The organism is Streptomyces sp. CC0208 (assembly GCF_003443735.1).
Taxonomy (GTDB): domain Bacteria; phylum Actinomycetota; class Actinomycetes; order Streptomycetales; family Streptomycetaceae; genus Streptomyces; species Streptomyces sviceus.
This window is the reverse complement of the sequence record NZ_CP031969.1, coordinates 1,193,516-1,215,355: the sequence shown is the minus strand read 5'-3', so window position 1 is coordinate 1,215,355 and position 21,840 is coordinate 1,193,516. Positions and strand designations below refer to the sequence as shown.

General features: G+C 70.1%; 16 protein-coding genes and 2 pseudogenes. 9 read left to right on the top strand and 9 right to left on the bottom strand.

Going from position 1 to position 21,840, the window contains the following annotated elements; all coding sequences use genetic code 11:
• Window positions 1-35: 35 nt before the first annotated feature.
• Window positions 36-2,213, top strand: coding sequence for a 3-hydroxyacyl-CoA dehydrogenase NAD-binding domain-containing protein (locus tag D1369_RS05645; protein ID WP_007386117.1), 2,178 nt, complete (start codon window positions 36-38; stop codon window positions 2,211-2,213).
• Window positions 2,214-2,279: 66 nt separating this feature from the next.
• Here the strand turns inward: D1369_RS05645 and D1369_RS05640 are convergent, their stop codons facing one another.
• Entirely contained in the window at window positions 2,280-2,999 is a 720-nt protein-coding gene (locus tag D1369_RS05640; protein WP_162950999.1) for a MerR family transcriptional regulator, read from the bottom strand.
• A gap of 220 nt (window positions 3,000-3,219) precedes the next feature.
• Between D1369_RS05640 and D1369_RS05635 the strand changes: the two genes are divergently transcribed.
• The 3 genes from D1369_RS05635 (at window position 3,220) to D1369_RS05625 (ending at window position 5,587) form a co-directional block, all read left to right on the top strand.
• Window positions 3,220-4,686, top strand: coding sequence for an amino acid permease (locus tag D1369_RS05635; protein WP_007386119.1), 1,467 nt, complete (start codon window positions 3,220-3,222; stop codon window positions 4,684-4,686).
• Between the two features lie 82 nt (window positions 4,687-4,768).
• Complete coding sequence (locus D1369_RS05630; RefSeq protein WP_007386120.1) at window positions 4,769-4,999, top strand: hypothetical protein; 231 nt, start codon at window positions 4,769-4,771, stop codon at window positions 4,997-4,999.
• A gap of 39 nt (window positions 5,000-5,038) precedes the next feature.
• Window positions 5,039-5,587 carry a DUF6766 family protein gene (locus tag D1369_RS05625; protein ID WP_240436051.1) on the top strand — a complete coding sequence of 183 codons (549 nt, stop codon included), beginning with the start codon at window positions 5,039-5,041 and terminating at the stop codon, window positions 5,585-5,587.
• Here D1369_RS05625 and D1369_RS05620 read toward each other — a convergent pair.
• Window positions 5,584-7,077, bottom strand: coding sequence for a M1 family metallopeptidase (locus D1369_RS05620; protein ID WP_037902081.1), 1,494 nt, complete (start codon window positions 7,075-7,077; stop codon window positions 5,584-5,586). The genes D1369_RS05625 and D1369_RS05620 overlap by 4 nt on opposite strands.
• 161 nt (window positions 7,078-7,238) lie before the next feature.
• Between D1369_RS05620 and D1369_RS05615 the strand changes: the two genes are divergently transcribed.
• The 5 genes from D1369_RS05615 (at window position 7,239) to abc-f (ending at window position 15,108) form a co-directional block, all read left to right on the top strand.
• Window positions 7,239-9,209 carry a Xaa-Pro dipeptidyl-peptidase gene (locus tag D1369_RS05615; protein ID WP_007386123.1) on the top strand — a complete coding sequence of 657 codons (1,971 nt, stop codon included), beginning with the start codon at window positions 7,239-7,241 and terminating at the stop codon, window positions 9,207-9,209.
• Window positions 9,206-10,444, top strand: coding sequence for a M14 family metallocarboxypeptidase (locus tag D1369_RS05610; RefSeq protein ID WP_007386124.1), 1,239 nt, complete (start codon window positions 9,206-9,208; stop codon window positions 10,442-10,444). The genes D1369_RS05615 and D1369_RS05610 overlap by 4 nt, the downstream gene beginning before the upstream one ends.
• Window positions 10,445-10,532: 88 nt before the next feature.
• Window positions 10,533-12,236, top strand: a complete 1,704-nt coding sequence (locus D1369_RS05605; protein ID WP_050789793.1) for a BCCT family transporter — start codon at window positions 10,533-10,535, stop codon at window positions 12,234-12,236.
• Window positions 12,237-12,386: 150 nt separating this feature from the next.
• Complete coding sequence (locus D1369_RS05600; RefSeq protein WP_007386126.1) at window positions 12,387-13,415, top strand: hypothetical protein; 1,029 nt, start codon at window positions 12,387-12,389, stop codon at window positions 13,413-13,415.
• Window positions 13,416-13,464: 49 nt separating this feature from the next.
• Window positions 13,465-15,108 carry a ribosomal protection-like ABC-F family protein gene (gene abc-f / locus D1369_RS05595; RefSeq protein ID WP_118082301.1) on the top strand — a complete coding sequence of 548 codons (1,644 nt, stop codon included), beginning with the start codon at window positions 13,465-13,467 and terminating at the stop codon, window positions 15,106-15,108.
• A 57-nt stretch (window positions 15,109-15,165) separates the two neighbouring features.
• On the opposite strand, the gene D1369_RS05590 is transcribed toward abc-f, so the two are convergent.
• From D1369_RS05590 to D1369_RS44500, 7 genes and pseudogenes are all read right to left on the bottom strand, one after another.
• Window positions 15,166-17,532 carry a Tex family protein gene (locus D1369_RS05590; RefSeq protein WP_037902083.1) on the bottom strand — a complete coding sequence of 789 codons (2,367 nt, stop codon included), beginning with the start codon at window positions 17,530-17,532 and terminating at the stop codon, window positions 15,166-15,168.
• Between the two features lie 94 nt (window positions 17,533-17,626).
• Window positions 17,627-17,758, bottom strand: coding sequence for an LPFR motif small protein (locus D1369_RS44510; RefSeq protein ID WP_272920826.1), 132 nt, complete (start codon window positions 17,756-17,758; stop codon window positions 17,627-17,629).
• Between the two features lie 91 nt (window positions 17,759-17,849).
• A pseudogene (locus D1369_RS05585) lies at window positions 17,850-18,224 on the bottom strand (hypothetical protein); the annotation flags it as partial.
• A gap of 595 nt (window positions 18,225-18,819) precedes the next feature.
• Window positions 18,820-19,413 carry a TetR/AcrR family transcriptional regulator gene (locus D1369_RS05580; RefSeq protein WP_007386131.1) on the bottom strand — a complete coding sequence of 198 codons (594 nt, stop codon included), beginning with the start codon at window positions 19,411-19,413 and terminating at the stop codon, window positions 18,820-18,822.
• Window positions 19,414-19,442: 29 nt separating this feature from the next.
• Window positions 19,443-20,531: a hypothetical protein gene (locus D1369_RS05575; RefSeq protein ID WP_007386132.1), complete on the bottom strand. Its 1,089-nt coding sequence runs from the start codon at window positions 20,529-20,531 to the stop codon at window positions 19,443-19,445.
• Complete coding sequence (locus D1369_RS44505; protein WP_272920893.1) at window positions 20,528-21,169, bottom strand: DUF4331 family protein; 642 nt, start codon at window positions 21,167-21,169, stop codon at window positions 20,528-20,530. The genes D1369_RS05575 and D1369_RS44505 overlap by 4 nt, the downstream gene beginning before the upstream one ends.
• Before the next feature lie 68 nt (window positions 21,170-21,237).
• Window positions 21,238-21,717 (bottom strand): annotated as a pseudogene (locus D1369_RS44500) (DUF4331 family protein); the annotation flags it as partial.
• Window positions 21,718-21,840 lie beyond the last annotated feature (123 nt).

Genomic DNA, 21,840 nt, shown 5'->3' with positions numbered 1-21,840 from the left:
CCACGGATACGACGGATCACACGGAGCACTTCCACATGAGCACTCAGTCCACGACCATCCGCTGGGAACAGGACCGCACAGGCGTCGTCACCCTCGTCCTCGACGACCCGAACCAGTCCGCCAACACCATGAACCAGGCGTTCCGCGACTCCCTCGCGGTGATCACCGACCGCCTGGAGGCCGAGAAGGACACCATTCGTGGTGTCATCATCACCTCCGCCAAGAAGACCTTCTTCGCCGGCGGCGACCTGCGCGACCTCATCCGGGTCACCCCGGAGACCGCGCAGGAGCTCTTCGACGGCGGCCTCGCCATCAAGCGCAACCTGCGCCGCATCGAGACCCTGGGCAAGCCGGTCGTCGCCGCCATCAACGGCGCGGCCCTCGGCGGCGGTTACGAGATCGCCCTGGCCTGCCACCACCGCATCGCCCTGGACGCGCCCGGCTCCAAGATCGGCTGCCCCGAGGTCACCTTGGGCCTGCTGCCGGGCGGCGGCGGTGTGGTCCGCACCGTGCGCCTCCTGGGCATCGCCGACGCCCTCCTGAAGGTCCTGCTCCAGGGCACGCAGTACGCCCCGCAGCGCGCCCTCCAGAACGGCCTGGTCGACGACGTGGCCACCACACAGGACGAACTCCTCGCCAAGGCCCGCGCGTTCATCGAGGCCAACCCGGAGTCCCAGCAGCCCTGGGACAAGCCGGGCTACCGCATCCCGGGCGGCACGCCCGCCCACCCGAAGTTCGCGGCGAACCTGCCCGCCTTCCCGGCGAGCCTGCGCAAGCAGACCAACGGCGCGCCCTACCCGGCCCCGCGCAACATCCTCGCGGCCGCCGTGGAAGGCGCCCAGGTCGACTTCGAGACCGCGCAGGTCATCGAGGCGCGCTACTTCGTCGAACTGGCCGCCGGCCAGACCTCCAAGAACATGATCCAGGCGTTCTTCTTCGACCTCCAGGCGGTGAACTCCGGCGCGAACCGACCCAAGGGCGTGGCACCCCGCCAGGTCCGCAAGGTGGCCGTGCTCGGCGCCGGGATGATGGGCGCCGGCATCGCGTACTCCTGTGCCCGCGCCGGCATCGACGTGGTCCTCAAGGACGTGTCCCCGCAGGCGGCGGCCAAGGGCAGGGCCTACTCGGAGAAGCTCTGCGCGAAGGCGGTCTCCCGAGGCCGTACGACCCAGGAGAAGGCGGACGCGCTCCTGGCCCGCATCACCCCGACGGCGGACCCGCAGGACCTGGCCGGCTGCGACGCGGTCATCGAGGCCGTCTTCGAGGACACGGCGCTCAAGCACAAGGTCTTCCAGGAGATCCAGCACATCGTCGAGCCGGACGCGCTGCTGTGCTCCAACACCTCGACCCTGCCGATCACCGCGCTCGCCGAGGGCGTGGAGCGCCAGGACGACTTCATCGGCCTGCACTTCTTCTCGCCGGTCGACAAGATGCCGCTGGTCGAGATCATCAAGGGCGAGCGCACGGGCGAGGAAGCCCTCGCGAGGGCCTTCGACCTGGTGCGGCAGATCAACAAGACCCCGATCGTGGTGAACGACTCCCGCGGGTTCTTCACCTCCCGCGTGATCGGCCACTTCCTCAACGAGGGCGTCGCGATGGTCGGCGAGGGCATCGAGCCCGCGTCGATCGAACAGGCCGCGGCGCAGGCGGGCTACCCGGCCAAGGTCCTCTCCCTGATGGACGAACTGACGCTGACGCTCCCGCGCAAGATCCGCAAGGAGACGAAGCAGGCGGTCGAGGAGTCCGGCGGCACCTGGACGCCCCACCCCGCCGAAGCGGTCATCGACCGCATGGTCGACGAGTTCGGCCGCACCGGCCGCAGTGGGGGCGGCGGCTTCTACGACTACGGCGCCGACGGAAAGCGGTCCGCACTGTGGCCGGGCCTGCGCGAACACTTCACCCGAGCGGGCTCGGAGATCCCCTTCGAGGACATGCAGGAACGCATGCTGTTCTCCGAGGCGCTGGACACGGTCAGGCTCCTTGAGGAGGGAGTCCTGACCTCGGTCGCCGACGCCAACATCGGTTCCGTCTTCGGCATCGGTTTCCCGGGCTGGACAGGCGGTGTCCTCCAGTACATCAACGGCTACGAGGGCGGCCTGCCCGGCTTCGTGGCACGCGCGCGTGAACTGGCGGACCGGTACGGAGAGCGCTTCACGCCTCCGGCACTGCTGGTCGAGAAGGCGGAGAACGGGGGCCGTTTCGGGGACGAGTGAGGCGACGTCGCGCGCGCCGGGCGGGCGATGCCGGTCCGCCCGGCGCGCGGGGGACTCCTCACCGGGTCAGGAGGCCCCGCCCACCTCTGACGTCCACTCCCGCAGCTCCTCCTTCAGGGACCGCTGAAAGGTCGTCAACAGGGCCTGCACGACCAGGGGTTCCATGTGCGCCGACAACGACTTCACGTCCTGCGCGTCGCGTTGGGCCACCTCGCCCCGGAACAGCTGCGACAACTCGTGTGCGGCGGACCGGGAGTGCTCGATGAGCACCTTCCGCGAGGCGAGGATCGCCTCCTGCGACAGGGGAACGTCGAGCAGCGCGACGCCGAGCCGGAGCAGGCCCAGGTCGACGCGGTAGCCGTCGCCGTCCCGCCGTACGACGTCCATCGCGGCGAGCCGCTCCAGGTCGTCGTCGCTCAGCGCCCGCCCCGCCCGCCGCCGCAGCTCCTCACGTGTCACCCGCTCCACGACGTCCGGGGCCCAGGAGGCCACCACCGCCCGGTGGATCGCGAGGTCGTGGGCGCTCAGCTCGGCCGGCAGCTGCTGCATGTACCGCTCGATCGCCGCCAGCGTCATCCCCTGGTGCTGGAGCTCCTCGATCAGCGCGAGACGCGCGAGGTGCTCACGGCCGTAGTGGCCGACCCGGCGCGGACCGATCACCGGCGGCGGCAGCAGCCCTCGCGTGCCGTAGAAGCGGACCGTGCGGACCGTGACGCCCGCCCGCGCGGCCAGCTCGTCGACGGTGAGGGTCGGCTCCTCGGCATCGGGGGAGGGGTCGGTCGTCATGTGCAGCAGTATCGCTGTCTCACCACTGCTGTGACACCCGGTCGGCAGACCCTTTCCGATCATGTCAGCCGCCGCCCGCTGTGACGACCGCCACCGCGTGAGGGGTCGTTTCCGGGGCATGCGCCCTCTCGGCCTGTGCCTTTCACCACGAGGTGCGGGTCGACGCACGTCCGGAAACCCGAGCGGGACCCGCCGGGGCGCACCAGAGAGTGGATCCACCGTGAGCAAGGACGCCGTGCACTCGGCCCAGGCCGCCTCCCGCACCGACGTGGCCCAGGTGCCCGCCGACGCGGGCGACGCCGGCTACAGCAAGGACCTCAAGGCCCGCCACGTCAACATGATCGCCATCGGCGGCGCGATCGGCACCGGCCTCTTCCTGGGGGCCGGAGGACGTCTCCACACCGCGGGCCCGGCGCTGGCGCTGGCCTACCTGGTCTGCGGCATCTTCGCCTTCTTCGTCGTCCGCGCCCTGGGCGAGCTGGTTCTCTACCGCCCCTCCTCGGGCTCCTTCGTGTCGTACGCGCGCGAGTTCCTCGGGGAGAAGGGCGCGTACGTCGCCGGCTGGATGTACTTCCTGAACTGGTCGACGACCGGCATCGCCGACATCACCGCGATCGCGCTCTACACGCACTACTGGAGCCTGTTCACCGACATCCCGCAGTGGACGCTGGCCCTGATCGCGCTGGCCGTGGTCCTCGCCGTGAACCTGATCTCGGTGAAGATCTTCGGCGAGATGGAGTTCTGGTTCGCGATCATCAAGGTCGCCACGCTCGTCGGCTTCATGCTCATCGGCATCTTCCTGCTGGCCACCCAGCACGAGGTGGGCGGCGGAACACCGGGCCCGAGCGTGATCACCGACAACGGCGGTGTCTTCCCGCACGGCGTGATGCCGGTGGTCCTCGTCATGCAGGGCGTCATCTTCGCGTACGCCGCCCTCGAACTGGTCGGTGTCGCGGCGGGCGAGACGGCGGAGCCGGAGAAGGTGGTCCCGCGCGCGGTGAACTCCATCATGTGGCGGGTGGCCCTGTTCTACGTCGGCTCGGTCGTCCTCCTCGCCCTGCTCCTGCCGGGCTCGGTCTACTCGGCCGACCAGAGTCCCTTCGTCACGGTCCTGTCGAAGATCGGGGTCCCGGCGGCCGGTGACGTGATGAACCTGGTCGTCCTGACGGCGGCGATGTCCTCGCTGAACTCCGGGCTGTACTCCACGGGCCGCATCCTGCGCTCGATGGCGACGGCGGGCTCGGCCCCGAAGTTCACGGCCCGGATGAACCGCAGCCAGGTCCCCTACGGCGGCATCCTGCTCACCTGCGCGGTCTGCGTCCTCGGCGTGGTCCTGAACTACCTCATGCCGAGCCAGGCCTTCGAGATCGTCCTGAACGTCGCCTCCCTCGGCGTCATCAGCACCTGGGTGATCATCATGGTCTGCCACCTGGTCTTCGTCCGCCGCGCACGCTCGGGCCTGGTCACCCGCCCCTCCTTCCGGCTCCCGTTCAGCCCGGCCACCGAGATCACCACGATCGCCTTCCTCCTGGCCTGCCTGGGCATGATGTGGAACGACCCCGAGGTCGGCCGCAGGACGCTGCTGCTCATCCCGGTGATCGCGGTACTCCTGGTGGGCGGATGGTTCGGCGTCCGCCGCAGGGTCGAGCGGACCACGGACCGCGAGCTGACCGATTTCACGAACTGACGAGGGCGACTGTCAGTGGTGGCCTTTACGGTGGCGTCATGGGGGAGATCAAGCACCGTCCACGACCACGGGGAGGACTGACGTGAGCCGGGACATCGACGTGCTCGTGCTGGGCGGGGCCGGGGTGGACACCATCGTGTACGTCCCCGAGCTGCCCCTGCCCCAGATGGAGCTCTACGGCAGACAGGCCCGCATCATCCTGGCCGGCGACACCCGCTTCCTCTCCCTGTTCCCCGACGCTGGAAAGTCGTCGCGGCCGGCTGCACCCCCCCGCCCGGGCCGGCCGTACCAGTGCACGCTTCAGGGAGGCTGAGGGCGTATGCGGACCCACCGTCGTGGGGCCGATGCACCGATGACCACACGCACCCGGACGACCACGATCGCCTGTCCGGCGAGGGCCACCAGGAACCCGATCCCGAAGGCCAGGCCGAGGCCGTTGTCGCGCAGGAAGCCGCGGGTGCGGATGCACAAGGCCGGAACGGAGACCGACCAGGATCAGAAGGTCGGCACGTACGCCCACCGGAACTCCCCGCGATGGGCCGCCGCCGGCGGACTGCGCCAGAGGCTCTACTCCCACTCCCTCGGGCTGGTGATGGGCGCCATCTTCGTCTTCTCCTGGCTGGCCCAGTCGATCGGCGGCGTCGCCGCCTACAACGAGGAGCAACTGCGGCAACCGCAGGCCCCCATGAGCTGGAGCAGTTACACAGGGTCCGCGGACTTCTGGAGCCGCACCCTGCAGAACTGGCAGTCCGAACTCCTTGCGGTGGCCTCCATGGCCATCCTCTCCGTCCACCTCAGACAGCGCGGCTCACCGGAGTCCAAACTGGTCGGGGCGGCCCACTCCTCGACGGGCGTCGAAGGATGGGCCGCCCCGGTCCCGGCCCCGTTCCCGGGCCCTTAACCGCCGTGCACGTCGTTCGTCGCGGCGATCTTCTTCCACGACTTCGGCTGCACGGGAGCCTCCGCGGCCCTCGCGATCGCCGCACCCCGCGCCGCGGGCGCCCCCGGCTTCGACGGCTGGAACAGCCACGTGTCGAACAGCGCGGCCAGCGGCTGCCCCGACACCTCCTCGGCGTACCTCTGGAAGTCGGCGACCGACGCGTTGCCGTACGCGTACTTCTGCGGCCAGCCCTTCAGCACCGCGAAGAACGCCTCGTCGCCGATCTCGTTCCGCAGCGCCTGAAGGGCCAGCGCGCCCCGGTCGTAGACGGCGATGTCGAACTGGTTCTCGGGACCGGGATCACCCGGCCTGACCGTCCAGAACGTGTCGTCGGCCGGATGCGAGGCGTACACGTAGTCGGCGAGCTCCTGCGCGGTCCCCTCGTCCTCGTGCTCGGACCACAGCCACTGCGCGTACCGAGCGAAGCCCTCGTTGATCCAGATGTCCTTCCAGCCGTGCACGGACACCAGGTCGCCGTACCACTGGTGGGCCAACTCGTGCACGACCACGGAGGTGTTGGACCCGTTCGCGAACTGCCGCGGGCTGTAGAAGGGCCGGGTCTGCGTCTCCAGCGCGTACCCGGTGTTCGTGTTCGGCACATAGCCGCCGAGCGCGTCGAAGGGATACGGCCCGAACCAGCCGCTCAGCCAGTCGGCGATCTCCCCGGTCCGCTCGACGCTGGCGCGCGCGGCGCCGTAGTTGGCCCCGAGGTCCTTGCTGTAGGCGTTGACGACGGGAATCCCACCGTCGGTCGTCCCGGTCGTGATGTCGAACCGGCCGACGGCCAGTGTCGCCAGATACGTGGCCTGCGGCTTGTCGGAGCGCCAGTTCCAGCGGGTCCAGCCGAGGCGTGAACTCGTCGACTGGAGCGTGCCGTTGGAGATGGCCTGACTGCCGTCCGGCACCAGGACCGACACGTCGTAGGTGGCCTTGTCGAGCGGGTGGTCGTTGCTCGGGAACCACCACCAGGCCGCCTCGGGCTCGTTCGCCCCGACCCCGCCGTCCGCAGTGCGGTGCCAGCTGGTGAAGCCGTACGCCTGCTTCGACGACGGCACCCCGCTGTAGCGGACCACCACCGTCACGGAAGTGCCCTTGGCCAGCGGCGACTTCGGGGTGACCTCCAGCTCGTGCTCGCCCGAGGTGGTGAACGACGCCTTGGTGCCGTTGACCCGCACCTCGCTCACGTCGAGCAGAAAGTCCAGATCGAAGCGGGACAGATCCTGCGTGGTGCGGGCCAGGAGGGTGGCGGTGCCCTCCAGTTCGTCCGTGGCCGGCTGGTACTTCAGCCGCAGGTCGTAGTGGGAGACGTCGTATCCGCCGTTGCCGTAGTCCGGGTAATAGGGGTCGCCGATTCCCGGAGCGCCGGGGGAGAAGCTCGCCGCCGACGCCGGGATCGCCAGCATCAGGGAGGCCGCCGCGAATGCGCCCGGTGCGATGAGTCTGCGGTGCACGAAAGCTCCAAGTCGTAGGGGCACGAGGTCTGTTCGCAGCCTATTCACCACCTGTGAGCTGAATGTGTCCACGACCACTCCTGTCACACGATCGCCATTCGGCCGTCACGGACTCAAGGGGCCCTCTTTTGTACGGGAGTTGACCGCAGTACCGTCCGCGCATGTCGATACGCACGCGCTTCATGATCTGGAGACCGCTCGCGACCGCCGCCGCGGCCACCGCCGCCCTGCTGGCGACCTTCCTCGCACCCGCGACCGCACAGGCACAGCCGGCCCCGCGGGAGAGCCAACCGATCTACTCGTACGAGAACGCCGTCCGCGAGGCCGTCTGGGTGGACACCCGGCTCGACGGCGACGGTGACGGAAAGACCGACCGCGTGGCCGTCGACATCGTCCGGCCCCGCGAAGCAGCACAGAAGGGCCGCAAGGTCCCGGTCATCATGGACGCCAGCCCCTACTACTCCTGCTGCGGACGCGGCAACGAGAGCCAGCTGAAGACGTACGACGCGAACGGCGACGTCGTCCAGATGCCGCTGTTCTACGACAACTACTTCGTGCCCCGCGGCTACGCCTTCGTCGGTGTCGACCTCGCCGGCACCAACCGCTCCGACGGCTGTGTGGACGTCGGCGGCCGCTCCGACATCCAGTCCGCGAAAGCGGTGGTCGACTGGCTGAACGGCCGGGCCACGGCCTACACGAGCCGCACGGGAACCGAGAGGACCAGGGCCGGCTGGACCAACGGCAGGACCGGCATGATCGGCAAGAGCTGGGACGGCACCATCGCCAACGGCGTGGCCGCCACCGGTGTCAGGGGCCTGAAGACCATCGTCCCGATCAGCGCCATCTCCACCTGGTACGACTACTACTTCTCGAAGGGCGCCCCGCTCTACGACTCCGGCCCCGACTGGCTGTCCGACTACGTCGACAGCCCCGACGCCCGCGCCAAGTGCGCCGCCGTCCAGCAGAAGCTCGTCGACCAGGCGCCCCGCACCGGCGACCGGACCCCGCTGTGGACCGAACGCGACTACGTGAAGGACGCGAAGAAGGTCAGGGCCAGCGTCTTCCTCGTGCACGGCATGCAGGACCTCAACGTCCGTCTCCAGCACCTCGGTCCGTGGTGGGACGCCCTCGCGAAGAACGGCGTCGAGCGCAAGATCTGGCTCTCCCAGACCGGCCACGTCGATCCCTTCGACTTCCGGCGCACGGCGTGGGTCGACACCCTGCACCGCTGGTTCGACCACGAACTCCTCGGCTACGACAACGGCATCGACCGTGAACCCATGGCCGACATCGAGCGTCATCCTGACCAATGGGTCACCTCGAAGTCCTGGCCCCCGCACGGCACTTCAACGGCCACATTGCGTCCCGCCCAGGGCCCCCGGCCGGGCGTGGGGACCCTCGGCCTCACCAAGGCCAAGGGCACGGAGACCTTCACCGACGACCCGGCGCTGAGCGAGACCGACTGGGCCGCCCGGATCGACACGTCCACCCCCGACAAGGCGGGCTTCACGACGGGCACCCTCACCAAGGACCTCCGGCTGTCCGGCCTCTCCAAGGTCACGGTCACGGCGACCCCGACCACCTCCACGGCCCACCTCTCCGCCGTGCTCGTGGACCTCGGCCCCGACACCATCCGCGACTACGCGGCCGGCGGTGAAGGCATCACCACGCTCACGAACCGCACCTGCTGGGGCGTCAGCACCACCGGTGACAGCGCCTGCTTCAAGGAGACCCGGGCGAAGACCACCGCCGTCGACTACACGGTGGTCAGCCGCGGCTGGGCCGACCTCGGCAACTACGCCGACCCGGGGAAGGGCGTCCCGCTCACCCCGGGCAAGGCCTACACCATCACCCTCGACCTCGGCGCCACGGACCACGTCGTCCCGGCCGGCCACCGCCTCGCCCTGATCGTCGCGGGCACCGACAAGGACCTCATCGACCCGCCGTCCACCAAGCCCACCCTGACGATCGATCTGGCCCGCACCTCGGCCCGCGTCCCGCTGGTCGGCGGCGCCTCCGCCTTCGCGCACGCCACGAAGGGCGCCGGGACCGCCGTACCCCCTCGGGCAGCGGTCCTCGACGGCGTTCAGGCACCGCGCGCCGTGCACCGCGTCCCGGAGGGAGGACGATGATCCGAGCCGTCACCGCGAGCGTGGTGGCCCTGGCCGCCTCCCTGATCGCGACACCTGCCGAAGCCGCCGAGGCCGCGCCCCGCACCGGCTTCGAGAAGACAGCCGGCGCCCGCTGGACCGGCGAGTCCGAGGAACAGGACTTCCTCACCCAGGTCGATCGGGCGAGCAGCCGGGTCTCCGTCGGCCGGATCGGTACGACGAAACAGGGCCGTCCCCTCCAGCTCGTCCAGGTCGGCGCACGCCACGCAGCGAACAAGGTCCTCCTCGTGTGCAGCCAGCACGGCGACGAGCCCTCCGGCCGCGAGGCCTGTCTCACCACGGTCCGCGACCTGGCGTACGCGAAGGACGCCCGCACCCGGCGCTTCCTCGACCGCACCACCGTGCTGGTCGTGCCCACCGCCAACCCGGACGGCCGGGCCGCCGACACCCGCGGCAACAGCGACGGTGTCGACGTCAACCGCGACCATCTCGCCCTGGCCACCGCCGAGGCCCGCGCCATGGCGAAGGTCGTCCGGGACCGGCAACCGGACGTGATCTACGACCTGCACGAGTACTCCGCCACACCCGGTTACTACGACAAGGACCTCTTCGACCTCTGGCCCCGCAACCTCAACACCGACCGGACCGTCCACGACGAGGCCGAGACCCTGTCCCGGGCGTACGTACGACCGGCCGCCCAGAAGGCCGGCCACTCCACCGGCACGTACGGCATCTGGACCGACCCGGTCACCGGTGACCCGGTCAAACAGGTCGCCGGCGACGGCCAGGAACGCATCCTGCGCAACATGTCGGGCGTCAAGCACGCGATCGGCCTGCTGATCGAGAGCCGCGTCGAGCCCCTGACGGACACGGACCAGGCGAGCAACAACCGGCGCCGGGTCCACTCCCAACTGGCCGCCCTGAAGGGGCTGTTCGGATACACCGACGAACGCCGCGGACGGATCGAGGCGGCCACCACGGAGGCCCGCCGAGCGGAAGGCACCGGCCCGGTCTACCTCGGCGGCGCCGACAACGACCCGCCCGAACCCGCCGAGGCGATCCAGGACCCGCCCTGCGGTTACCGGCTCACCGACGCCCAGTACACGGAGGTGAAGGACGAACTCGCCCTGCACGGGGTGCGGACGAAGGGCACCTACGTCCCGCTCGGCCAGCCCCTGCGCGCCCTCGTCCCGCTGCTTCTCGACGAACACGCTCCGTACCACCTGACGGTCGGGGAGCCCGACACCGCCTGTTGAATCGGCTCCAATCTGCGGCACCTGTGGTAGGTCCTGGGGAACTGTGTGAAAACCGGCGTATCCACCGCCCCAGGGGAAGGTGCCGCAGATGACTGAAGAGCTGAAGCAGAGAGGTGGCCGGGAAGACCCCGCCGCGGGGATTCTCGGCCACCGGACCGACCGGGTGGTGTTCGGCGTCACCGCCGCCATCACCCTGGCCTTCGTGATCTGGGGCTGGGCGGCGACCGACTCGCTGGAGGACGTGTCCACCAGCATGCTCGGCGGGCTGATCCACAACGGCGGCTGGGCCTTCATGCTGGCCGCCTCGTGTTTCGTGGTGTTCGCCCTCTGGCTCGCGATGAGCCGCTACGGCCGCATCCACCTGGGCGCCGAGGGCGAGGAACCCGAGTTCAAGACCGTCTCGTGGGTCGCGATGATGTTCAGCGCCGGCATGGGCATCGGCCTGATGTTCTACGGCGTCAGCGAGCCGCTCTCGCACTACACGACCCCGCCTCCGGGCACGAACCCTGCCAACTCCGGTGAACGCATGGAGACGGCGATGGCCACCACCCTCTTCCACTGGACCCTGCACCCCTGGGCGATCTACGCGGTGGTCGGCCTCGGCATCGCCTACAGCACCTACCGCAAGCGTCGGCGGCAGACCATCAGCGCCGTGTTCACCCCGCTCATCGGGGAGAGGCACGCGAACGGCACCGCGGGCCGGGTGATCGACATCCTCGCGATCATCGCCACCGTCTTCGGCTCCGCGGCCTCCCTGGGTCTCGGCGCCCTCCAGATCGGCTCCGGTTTCCAGGAGCTGAACTGGATGGACGACGTCAGCACCGGACTGCTCGTCACGATCATCGCCGTGCTGACCCTGGCCTTCGTCCTCTCGGCCGTCTCCGGCATCGAGCGGGGCATCCAGTGGCTGTCCAACACCAACATGGTGCTCGCCCTGATCCTCGCCGTGTTCGTGTTCATCGCGGGCCCCACGATCATCGTGCTCGACCTGCTGCCCACCTCGGTCTTCTCCTACCTCGGCGACCTGCCCCAGCTCGCCGGCCGTACCGAGGCGAGCGGCGGCAAGGGCGTCGCGGACTGGCTCGGCAGCTGGACCGTCTTCTACTGGGCCTGGTGGATCTCCTGGACGCCCTTCGTCGGCATGTTCATCGCCCGCATCAGCCGCGGCCGCACCATCCGGCAGTTCGTCGGCGGCGTCATCCTGGTGCCCAGCACGGTCAGCCTCGTCTGGTTCGCGATCTTCGGCGGTACGGCCATGAAGCTGAAGGAGGGCGGCGCGCTCGCCGGCGAGTCGACCCCGGAGGGCCAGCTCTTCGGCGTGCTCCAGGAGTTCCCCCTCGCCACCGCCACCAGCCTGCTCGTGATGATCCTGGTCGGCATCTTCTTCGTCTCCGGCGCCGACGCCGCGTCCATCGTGATGGGTACGCTCTCCCAGAAGGGCGCTCTCGAACCCGGCCGATTCGTCGTCGTGTTCTGGGGTGTGGTGACCGGCGCGGTCGCCGCCATCATGCTGCTCGTCGGCAGCGGCCAGGGCGACGCGCTCACCGGACTGCAGAACCTCACGATCCTGGCAGCCGCGCCCTTCGTCCTCGTGATGATCGGCATGTGTGTCGCCCTCATGCGCGATCTGCGCCAGGACCCGGTGATCGTGCGTGGCGAAATGGGCTCCGAGGCCGTCGAACTCGCCGTGATCGAGGGCCACCGGAAGTACGACGGCGACTTCGGGATCCAGATCGGCCCGGGCCCCGGCACCGAGACGGAAGGCGACCCGCTGGGCCACGACCACAGCTGAGTCCGGCGCAGGTCGGGAGGAGCCCACACTCTCTCCGACCGGCCCCCCTTCGGCCATGCGTACGCCGCTGACGCCGGGCCGCGCCGCCCGGCGTGAGCGGAATGCCCCATGCCGTGCTCAGACCGGCCCAAAGCCGGGAATACTCACACCATGTCTGCCGCATACGCGACCTTCGGCCTGGCACCGGCGATGCGTGCCGGTGGAGTTCTCGCCAACGGTGACGTCCAGGTACACCGGGACTTCCTGGACTTCATCGTCGACGGCCGGCCGCTCCTCTTCCAGCTCTCCGACCTCGACGCCGTCTCCCCACTCGCCTCCGACGTCCCACCCGCGATCTTCACCGCCCAGGTCCGCAGCCTGCTGGGCGAGACGGACGCCCCGCTTCCGAACGGCCGTCATGTCATCTACGGCTGCCCCGAGTGCGAGGACCTCGGCTGCGGTGCCGTCACCGCCGTCATCGAGCGGGACGGCGACGACTTCATCTGGCGCGACTTCGCCTGGCAGACCGCGGAGGCCGTGGACCTCCAGCTCAACGGCTACCACGGCATCGGACCGTTCCGCTTCCAGGGCGCCCAGTACCGCACGGCGCTCGGCTCCCTGCTCCGGGACGCCGACGACTCGGAGGGCTCCCGCCGCCGCGTCCTGCTCATCGGCGCCCGCGTAGCCGTCCTCGCCAAACTCGCCGCCGCCCTGCGCACCATCGGCATCGGCGCCGACATCACCCACGAGGTCGGTGAGGTCCATGCCGACGAACTGCGCGGCTACGGCGCCGTGGCCTTCGGCCGCGCGGTCACCGAGGAGGAACGTGCCGCCGTACGCCGTTCCTTCGTACGCGCGGGCGTCGACGTGGCCTACGTCGACGGCCTCGCTCCGATCGTCCCGCTGCTCGTGGCCCAGATAGAGCACGCCCTGGACCGCCGCCCCGTCGAACAGCGCCGGCTGACCCGGCTGGTGGCCGCCGACGGCGAGGCCGGCGTCGAGGTCACCTCACCGTGCCGGGTGCGCCTGACGGCGTACCGTCTCGACCGGCTGTACCGCACCCACGCCCAGGAGGTCTTCGACGGCGTCCTGGAAGCGGGCCGGCACCGCATCGCCCTGGACGCCAAGGCGGTGCGGGGAGAATCGTTCGTGGTGGCGCGGACCTCGGGAAGCGTTCTGGTGGAGGCGATGGCCCACTGAATACCGGGACGCCTGGTACCCCGCCACGGCCATTAGGATCGACGGTCTGATGACTGCCACCCTCGTCGCCAAGAACCTCGCCGCCGGCCACGGCGACCGTTCCCTGTTCAGCGGGCTCGACCTCGTCGTCGCGCCCGGAGATGTGATCGGCCTGGTCGGGGCCAACGGCGCGGGCAAGTCCACGCTGCTCAGGATGCTCGCGGGGCTGCTCGAGCCGGAGGAGGGGGAGCTCAGGCTCTCCCCGCCCACGGCCACCGTCGGGCACCTGCCGCAGGAGCCGGAGCGGCGCCCGGGGGAGACCGTGCGCGAGTTCCTCGCCCGCCGCACCGGAGTCGCCGAGGCCCAGCGGGTGATGGACGAGGCGACCCAGGCCCTGGTCGACGGGGCACCGGGCGCCGACGACGCCTACGCCACCAGCCTGGAGCGCTGGCTGGACCTCGGCGGCGCCGACCTCGACGAACGGGCCGAGGAGGTCACCGACTCGCTGGGCCTGGCGGTCGACCTGGACCAGCCGATGACCTCCTTGTCGGGCGGCCAGGCGGCACGAGCCGGCCTCGCCTCCCTGCTGCTCTCCCGCTACGACCTCTTCCTCCTCGACGAGCCGACCAACGACCTCGATCTGGACGGCCTGGAACGTCTGGAGCGGTTCGTGAAGGGCCTCAGAGCCGGCACGGTGGTCGTCAGCCACGACCGCGAGTTCCTCACCCGCACGGTCACCAAGGTCCTCGAACTCGACCTGGCCCAGCAGCAGATCACCCTCTACGGCGGCGGCTACGAGGCCTACCTGGAGGAGCGCGAGGTGGCCCGCCGGCACGCCCGGGACGACTACGAGGAGTACGCCGACAAGCGGTCCGCGCTCCAGGACCGGGCGCAGATGCAGCGCTCGTGGATGGACAAGGGCGTGAAGAACGCCCGCCGCAAGGCGAACAACGACAACGACAAGATCGGCCGCAAGTTCCGCAGCGAGGCCAGCGAGAAGCAGGCCGCGAAGGCCCGCCAGACCCAGCGCATGATCGAACGCCTCGATGTCGTCGACGAGCCGCGCAAGGAGTGGGAACTGCGCATGGAGATCGCGTCGGCCCCCCGCTCGGGCGCGGTCGTCGCGACCCTGCGGGACGCTGAGGTTCGCCAGGGTGACTTCGTCCTGGGCCCGGTGTCCCTCCAGATCGACTGGGCGGACCGGGTGGCCGTCACGGGCGCGAACGGGGCCGGCAAGTCCACCCTGCTCGGCGCCCTGCTGGGCCGGGTGCCGCTGACCTCCGGCCAGTCCTCCCTGGGCTCCGGTGTCCTGATCGGCGAGGTCGACCAGGCCCGCAAGCTGTTCCACGGCGAGGAGTCCCTGCTGGACGCCTTCTGCGCGGCCGTCCCCGACACCGAACCGGCAGAGGTCCGCACCCTGCTTGCCAAGTTCGGCCTGAAGTCCGACCACGTCACGCGCTCGGCCGCGACGTTGTCCCCGGGGGAGCGGACGAGGGCGGCGCTGGCGCTGCTCCAGGGCAGGGGCGTCAACCTCCTGGTCCTGGACGAGCCGACCAACCACCTCGACCTGCCGGCGATCGAACAGCTGGAGTCGGCTCTGGACGCCTACGAGGGCACGCTGCTCCTGGTCACCCACGACCGCAGAATGCTGGACGCGGTGCACGTGACCCGCCGTCTGGAGGTCTCCTCGGGCAAGGTGACGGAAACCCCCTAGGGGCGCGGGGAACTGCGCGACCAGCCACAACGGACCCGCAGTTCCCCACGACCTGTACTAGCGCTTGCCGTTCTTCGGATTGAGCAGCCCCGCCTTGCGCAACGCGTCAGCCATCGCACTGTTGCCCGGAGCAGGCGCCGACCGCTGCGGTTGCTGCTGCCGCTGCTGAGGCGGCCGTCCACCGCGCTGCGGCTGACGACGCTCCCCACCGGAGGGCTTCGCCTGCGCCTCGTCGTCCAGCCGCAGCGTCAACGAGATCCGCTTCCGGGGAATGTCGACGTCGAGCACCTTCACCTTGACGATGTCACCTGGCTTGACCACATCCCGCGGATCCTTGACGAACGTCTTCGACAACGCGGAGACATGCGCCAGACCGTCCTGGTGGACACCGACGTCGATGAACGCCCCGAACGCCGCCACATTGGTCACGACCCCCTCCAGCACCATCCCGGCGGACAGGTCGGAGATCTTCTCGACGCCCTCCTTGAAGGTCGCCGTCTTGAAGGCGGGCCGCGGGTCGCGCCCGGGCTTCTCCAGCTCCTTGAGGATGTCGGTCACCGTGGGCAGACCGAAGGTCTCGTCCACGAAGTCCTGCGGCCGAAGCGAGCGCAGCGTCCCCGTGTTGCCGATGAGGGAGGCCACTTCCTGCCCCGCGGTCTTCACCATGCGCCGCACCACCGGATACGCCTCGGGGTGGACGCTGGAGGAGTCCAGCGGGTCGTCGCCGCCCCGGATCCGCAGGAAGCCCGCGCACTGCTCGTACGCCTTGGGGCCCAGCCGTGCCACCTTCTTCAGCTCGGTGCGGGACTTGAAGGGGCCGTTCGCGTCGCGGTGCGACACGATGTTCTCCGCCAGCCCGGAGGTGATGCCGGAGACCCGGGCGAGCAGCGGGGCGGACGCGGTGTTGACGTCGACTCCCACGCCGTTCACACAGTCCTCGACCACCGCGTCCAGGGAGCGCGACAGCTTCACCTCGGACAGGTCGTGCTGGTACTGGCCGACACCGATCGACTTCGGGTCGATCTTCACCAGCTCGGCCAGCGGGTCCTGCAGCCGGCGCGCGATGGAGACGGCGCCGCGCAGCGACACGTCCATGTCCGGCAGCTCCTGCGAGGCGAACGCGGAGGCCGAGTACACGGAGGCGCCCGCCTCGGAGACCATCACCTTGGTGAGCTTCAGCTCCGGGTGCTTGGTGATGAGTTCCCCGGCGAGCTTGTCGGTCTCGCGGGACGCCGTGCCGTTGCCGATCGCGATCAGCTCGACCGCGTGCTCCTTGGCGAGGCGGGCCAGCTTGGCGATCGCCTCGTCCCACCGGTTGGCCGGGACGTGCGGGTGGATGACGTCGGTGGCGACGACCTTGCCGGTCGCGTCGACCACGGCGACCTTCACGCCCGTACGGAAGCCGGGGTCCAGGCCCAGCGTCGCGCGCGTGCCGGCCGGGGCGGCGAGCAGCAGGTCGCGGAGGTTGGCCGCGAACACGTTGACCGCCTCGTCCTCGGCGGCCGTCCGCAGCCGCAGCCTGAGGTCGATGCCGAGGTGCACGAGGATGCGGGTCCGCCAGGCCCAGCGGACGGTGTCCGTCAGCCACTTGTCGCCGGGACGGCCGCGGTCGGCGATCCCGAACCGGTGGGCCACGATGCCCTCGTACGACGAAGGCCCTTCCGTGGCCTCCTCGGGCTCCAGGACGAGGTCGAGGACCTCCTCCTTCTCGCCGCGCAGCATCGCCAGGATGCGGTGCGAGGGCAGGTTCGTGAAGGGCTCGGCGAAGTCGAAGTAGTCGGCGAACTTGGCCCCCGCCTCCTCCTTGCCGTCCCGCACCTTGGCGGCCAGTCGCCCCCGCACCCACATGCGCTCGCGGAGTTCGCCGATCAGGTCGGCGTCCTCCGAGAAGCGCTCGGTGAGGATCGCCCGGGCGCCGTCGAGCGCGGCCTGCGCGTCGGGCACGCCCTTGTCGGCGTCGACGAACGCGGCGGCCGCGGCGAGCGGAGCGACACCCGGGTCCCCGAGCAGGCCCTCGGCCAGCGGCTCAAGACCTGCCTCGCGCGCGATCTGCGCCTTGGTGCGGCGCTTCGGCTTGAACGGCAGGTAGATGTCCTCCAGGCGCGCCTTGGTCTCCGCGCCCAGGATCCGCGCCTGAAGCTCCTCGGTGAGCTTGCCCTGCTCGCGCACCGAGTCGAGGATCGCCGTCCGCCGCTCCTCCAACTCCCGCAGATACCGCAACCGCTCCTCGAGCGTGCGCAACTGCGCGTCGTCGAGCATCTCGGTCGCTTCCTTGCGGTAGCGGGCGATGAAGGGAACCGTGGAACCGCCGTCGAGCAGTTCCACGGCAGCCTTCACCTGCCGCTCCCGTACGCCGAGCTCCTCGGCGATCCTGCTTTCGATCGACCCTGCGCTGCTGGACCCGCTGGACCCGGGTGTCGTCACGATCCCGTACCGCCTTCTCACTGAGGTTGCGCGGCAATTGTGGCAGGCGGCACCGACAGTCGGGGATCAGGGCGCGGTCATCCGGCCGGGGTCGTCAGGCCCTGCGGCTCCGCGTGGAGCCGGACGCGCCGCCGAACAGCCGGGCCACGGCCCGGAAGGGCAGGGTCACCACGGTGGCGATGGCGCCACCGATCTGGCGCAGGACGTCTGCGATCGCGCGGAACATGTGCATTCCCCTTTCCTCTCCCGGCCACGACGACCGGGAAAGGGACGGGTACCTCCGAAACGGCCGGACAATCTTCGTGGCCCGCAGAAGATCAGCGCTTCCCGATCAGATCCGAGGGATAGGCCCCCGCGGCCGTCGCGGCCCGCGCGAACCCCACCGCGAGCTCCGTCAGCCGTCGTACGCCCTCCGCCCCGAGGTGCTCGTACGGCGCCCGGTCCAGCCGGTCCGTCTTCGCCTCGATCTCCTCCCGCAGGGCGAGCCCGCGCTCGGTGAACTCACCGTCGGCGTCCAGAAGTCCGCGCCCGCGGAGCCGTCCGGCGGCCGCGTCCCACTCCTCGCGGGTCCACCCGCGCGTGGTGAACACCCAGGACGGCGTCATGCCCCGGCCCGTCGCCGTGTGGGTCACCAGAGCCTCAAGACCGTCCAGCTCCGCGGACATCAGGGCGGCCAGATGTCCGTCGCCCCGGCGCGGGTTATGAACAGCTCGCAGGTTGCTGTCTCGGAGCACGCCGAGAACCGTGGCCCCTTCGTGACCTTCGAACATGCGGCATGGCGCCGACCCGGCTGGTGCCGGTGTCGACTGGTTCGCGTTTCGCCGAGTTGCGAACTTCCGCTCTTCTCGCCGGATCGAGATGAACACCGTCGTCCGCTGTCCGCCACACCCGAGCCGGTGTGGATACGGCAGCGGCTGCGCCACCAGCGGCAGGGGCGACTGAAGAACCGTTCTAAGCGCTGAAAACTGCCGCCGAAGCGGCCAACGTGCGGCCGTCAGGGCTGTTCGATGCCTCCCTCAACCCAAGCGAAACCATGCCTGACCAGCAGGAATCAAGGGATCACGTTCGTTGGGACACGGCTTCTGAGGATCGTGGGCGCGGTCGACGATCCAGACGCCTCGTCCCCGGTCGGCCAGGAAGGCCACGAGCGCGAGCAGGAGCGCGCCTCCTGTCACGGCTTGTGCGCCGACTGTCCCGAGGGGGCCGCCGGCGCACAGGACGGTCATGGTGACCGCCGCCCATTCCGCGGGAGCGAGCCGTCGACGTCGTGGGGTCGAACCGGAATCGCTACGGCGCCCACGCCCGTAGTGCCGCATCCACCACCGCGTCCACCGTGTCGTGACCGAGCCGGGCGCCCACAAGAAAACGCTGGTAGACGAGTGGGCCGACAGCCGTCATGGCGAACGTCTCGGCCGTGACGTCATCGCGCAGCCGCCCCCGGTCGACGGCCGCAGTGATGGCGGGCCGCAGGGCGTCCACGATCTGGGTCAGCAGTGTCTGTCGGAGGTGCTGCATCCCGTCGTCGTACTGTGCCCCGCCCAGTACGGCGGCGAGAACGGCTCCGGCCTGGGCGTCGTCGAGCCGCTCGCCGAGCTGGCGCAGGTAATGGACCAGCTCGGCGCGCGGCTCAGCACCTGACGCCGCCCGCACGTCCTCGGGGGCCGGCGCCAGGGGCGGCATGCCTGCCTCCAGCGCCGCCAGACGGAGACCGAGCACGTCGGGCCAGTGGCGGTACACCGTGGCCCGGCCGACCCCGGCTCGGGTGGCAACCGCCTGGTGCGTGACGGCGTCCAGGCCGCCCTCGGTGAGCAGCGTGGTGGCCGCGGCCACCATGGCCTCGCGGCTGCGCACCTGGCGTGGATCCACTCGTTCCTCCCGCATGCGCCGCCCTTCGTGTGAGACAAGTTGCCTCACATGCTACTCGCAAGGCTTCTTGATCCGGAGGCATCGGTCAGCCTGCCGCTAGCCTCGCGGGCGCGCCGGACCAGCGCGTACGAGCGGCTTGTCTGCCGCATGACCATGGTCTGCAGGGCGAGTTGGAGCCCTCGGTCGACATCACCTCCGACCATGAGCCAGAAGTCGGCGGCGTGGTCGGCATACGCCTCCGGGTGGCGTGTCACCAGTTCCTCGTAGCGTCTCGCTGCCCGGTCCCGCCACGGTTGGGCCTCCTGGTGGCGGCCTGCCGCTCGCAGGGTAAGCGCGAGGTGGGCGATGTACTCGGGGTCGTCGCTCGTCTCCGCCAGCGGGCGCAGGCGGGTCACAGCGGTCTCGGGGTCACCCAGCAGCAGGTCGACCTCGGCGAGATGACCGGTCGCCGGGGCATAGCCCGGCCCGCGGCGCCGGGCCGCGTCGAACCAGGACCGAGCCGTGGGTAGGTCACCTTCGTGCAGCCACATCACCCCGCGGCGGAAGTCCAGTTGGGCGAGCGGGAAGGGCGAGACACTCCGGTAGGCGGCGCGCGCCTCGTCGAACACGTGCTCCGCCTCGGCGGTCTCGCCGCGTTCCGCCTGGAGCACGGCGAGAGCCGACAGCATCGTGAAGTCGGACTGGTGGAGGGCTGCGCTCCGCAGCAAGGAGTGGGCTTCGGCGTAGCAGCCGACCGCTTGCAGGATCGCCGCCCGTTCCGCGTCCAGAGTGGCCTGCGCCGCGCCGGCCCGGCGTGCCGCGTCGAGGTCGGCCATGGCCGCGGCGAACCGGTGCAGGGTCGCCCGGGTCCGGGCTCGGGCCAGCAGGGCGGCACGGTCGTCAGGTGCGTTCCACACCATGTGTTCGGAGAGCTGTGCGGCTTGCTCGTAGTCGGCGACGCGGCCCAGGAGGTGTCCGCGGAGTGTAAGGAGGTCGGCCAGGGCCGCTTGTTGTGCGACGGCGGGTGGCGCGGTCGAGGCCGCCCGGCGTACGGGTGCGGCCAGGCCGTCGATCTGGGCCGACAGGTTCACCAGGGCCAGGGTGCCGTTGGTCGTGACAAGTTCCTGGTCGGTCGGCTCGCGCCGGTTCTTCATGCTGCTTCCTCCTCCGGCTCCGGCGGGGCGAGCAGCGCGGTCATCACCCTCATGAGGTCAGGCGGGTTCGGGTTGGGGGCCACGAGGTACGGGAAGTCGTGCGTGGCCGGCCGGGTGGCCTGGTCGACGCCGTCGCTGATGCGCGGGCCGTCGACGCCGCCCACCAGGAGTGTGTAGAGGGTGTCCACGATGTCGTCGTTGGGCGCACGGCCTCCGCAGGTCGCGTGGGGGCGTCCGGCGAGCAGCGCGGTCTCGATCTCGAAGCAGCCGTCCTCGGCGAACGGCTTGGAGATGTCGACGACAAGGAAGTCAGCCAGGAGGAGTTCCGTCAGCGGGTGGGTGCCTTGGTCGTCCGGCGGCCAGACGAGCTCGCCGTCGAGGCGGTCGAAGAAGGCCAGGTTGGCGTCGAATCGCGCCCGGTAGGCCCCGGCGTAGTCCGGTCGCACAGCGAAGGCGTCCTCCTCGTTGTAGAGGTCTCGGATCTCCAGGTCGCTGTTGACGGGGTCGTGGCTCTTGCTCGCCAGGACGACGTTCTTGATCTCGGGGCGGCCCATGCGTTCCAGCCGGACCGGGCGGCCACCGGAGGTCGGCCACCGGAGGTCACGGTCTCGCCGACGACGCCGAGCAGGGGGCCACAGTCCAGGCCGAACACCACTTCGGGGTCCACCTCGACGACGATGCTCAGCACGTTCATCCCTTCGAGGACGTTGTCCGCGCCGGGGCGGAAGGCCAGCTTCTGTGTGGCGTCGGCGGCCAGAACACCTGCGAGGTCGATGAAGAACGGGTCGAGTCGTGGTCCGGCGAAGATCCTCAGTCCTTCGGCCTCGGCGGGTGTGTCGCCGCCGACCTGGAAGAGGACCTGCTCACCGCTGGGCGTCGTGCAGGTGCCTATCTGGACCGATTCGTCGCTGCCGGGGACCTGACCGGGCGCTGCGAAGGTGAAGTCGAGGCCGTACTCGGTGTCGCCGACAGTGAACGCGGCCCGCTCGGCCGCCGGGGCGACCGGCCGGACCCGGAAGCGGTAGGTGATCGCGTCGGAGAACAGCGCGGTGGGAGCGGCGGCCGGGAAGACGTCGAGGACGAGCACCAGGCAGCCGGGGTGGTCCGGGCTGGGGAAGGCGAAGACGTCGGCGACGTCGGACGCGGGGTCGAAGAGGATGCGCGGTCCGGAGAAGTGATCCGCCATCGGGAGCTCCTTCGAGTGATGGGTGGGTCGAGGTGCGCCTCTATGAGACAGGTTGACTCACAAAAGGTCTGCGAGTCAACCTGTCTCATAGTGGGGCGAGTCATGTGACTACCTGCGAGTAGC

Bases quoted from the DNA above. Each gene is read 5' to 3' on its own strand.
- D1369_RS05625 (WP_240436051.1), top strand. From the start codon at position 5,039: ATGACCACACGCACCCGGACGACCACGATCGCCTGTCCGGCGAGGGCC.
- D1369_RS05610 (WP_007386124.1), top strand. From the start codon at position 9,206: ATGATCCGAGCCGTCACCGCGAGCGTGGTGGCCCTGGCCGCCTCCCTG.
- D1369_RS05645 (WP_007386117.1), top strand. From the start codon at position 36: ATGAGCACTCAGTCCACGACCATCCGCTGGGAACAGGACCGCACAGGC.
- D1369_RS05605 (WP_050789793.1), top strand. From the start codon at position 10,533: ATGACTGAAGAGCTGAAGCAGAGAGGTGGCCGGGAAGACCCCGCCGCG.
- D1369_RS05640 (WP_162950999.1), bottom strand. From the start codon at position 2,999: ATGACGACCGACCCCTCCCCCGATGCCGAGGAGCCGACCCTCACCGTC.
- D1369_RS44510 (WP_272920826.1), bottom strand. From the start codon at position 17,758: ATGTTCCGCGCGATCGCAGACGTCCTGCGCCAGATCGGTGGCGCCATC.
- D1369_RS05600 (WP_007386126.1), top strand. From the start codon at position 12,387: ATGTCTGCCGCATACGCGACCTTCGGCCTGGCACCGGCGATGCGTGCC.
- abc-f (WP_118082301.1), top strand. From the start codon at position 13,465: ATGACTGCCACCCTCGTCGCCAAGAACCTCGCCGCCGGCCACGGCGAC.
- D1369_RS05615 (WP_007386123.1), top strand. From the start codon at position 7,239: ATGTCGATACGCACGCGCTTCATGATCTGGAGACCGCTCGCGACCGCC.
- D1369_RS05580 (WP_007386131.1), bottom strand. From the start codon at position 19,413: ATGCGGGAGGAACGAGTGGATCCACGCCAGGTGCGCAGCCGCGAGGCC.
- D1369_RS05575 (WP_007386132.1), bottom strand. From the start codon at position 20,531: ATGAAGAACCGGCGCGAGCCGACCGACCAGGAACTTGTCACGACCAAC.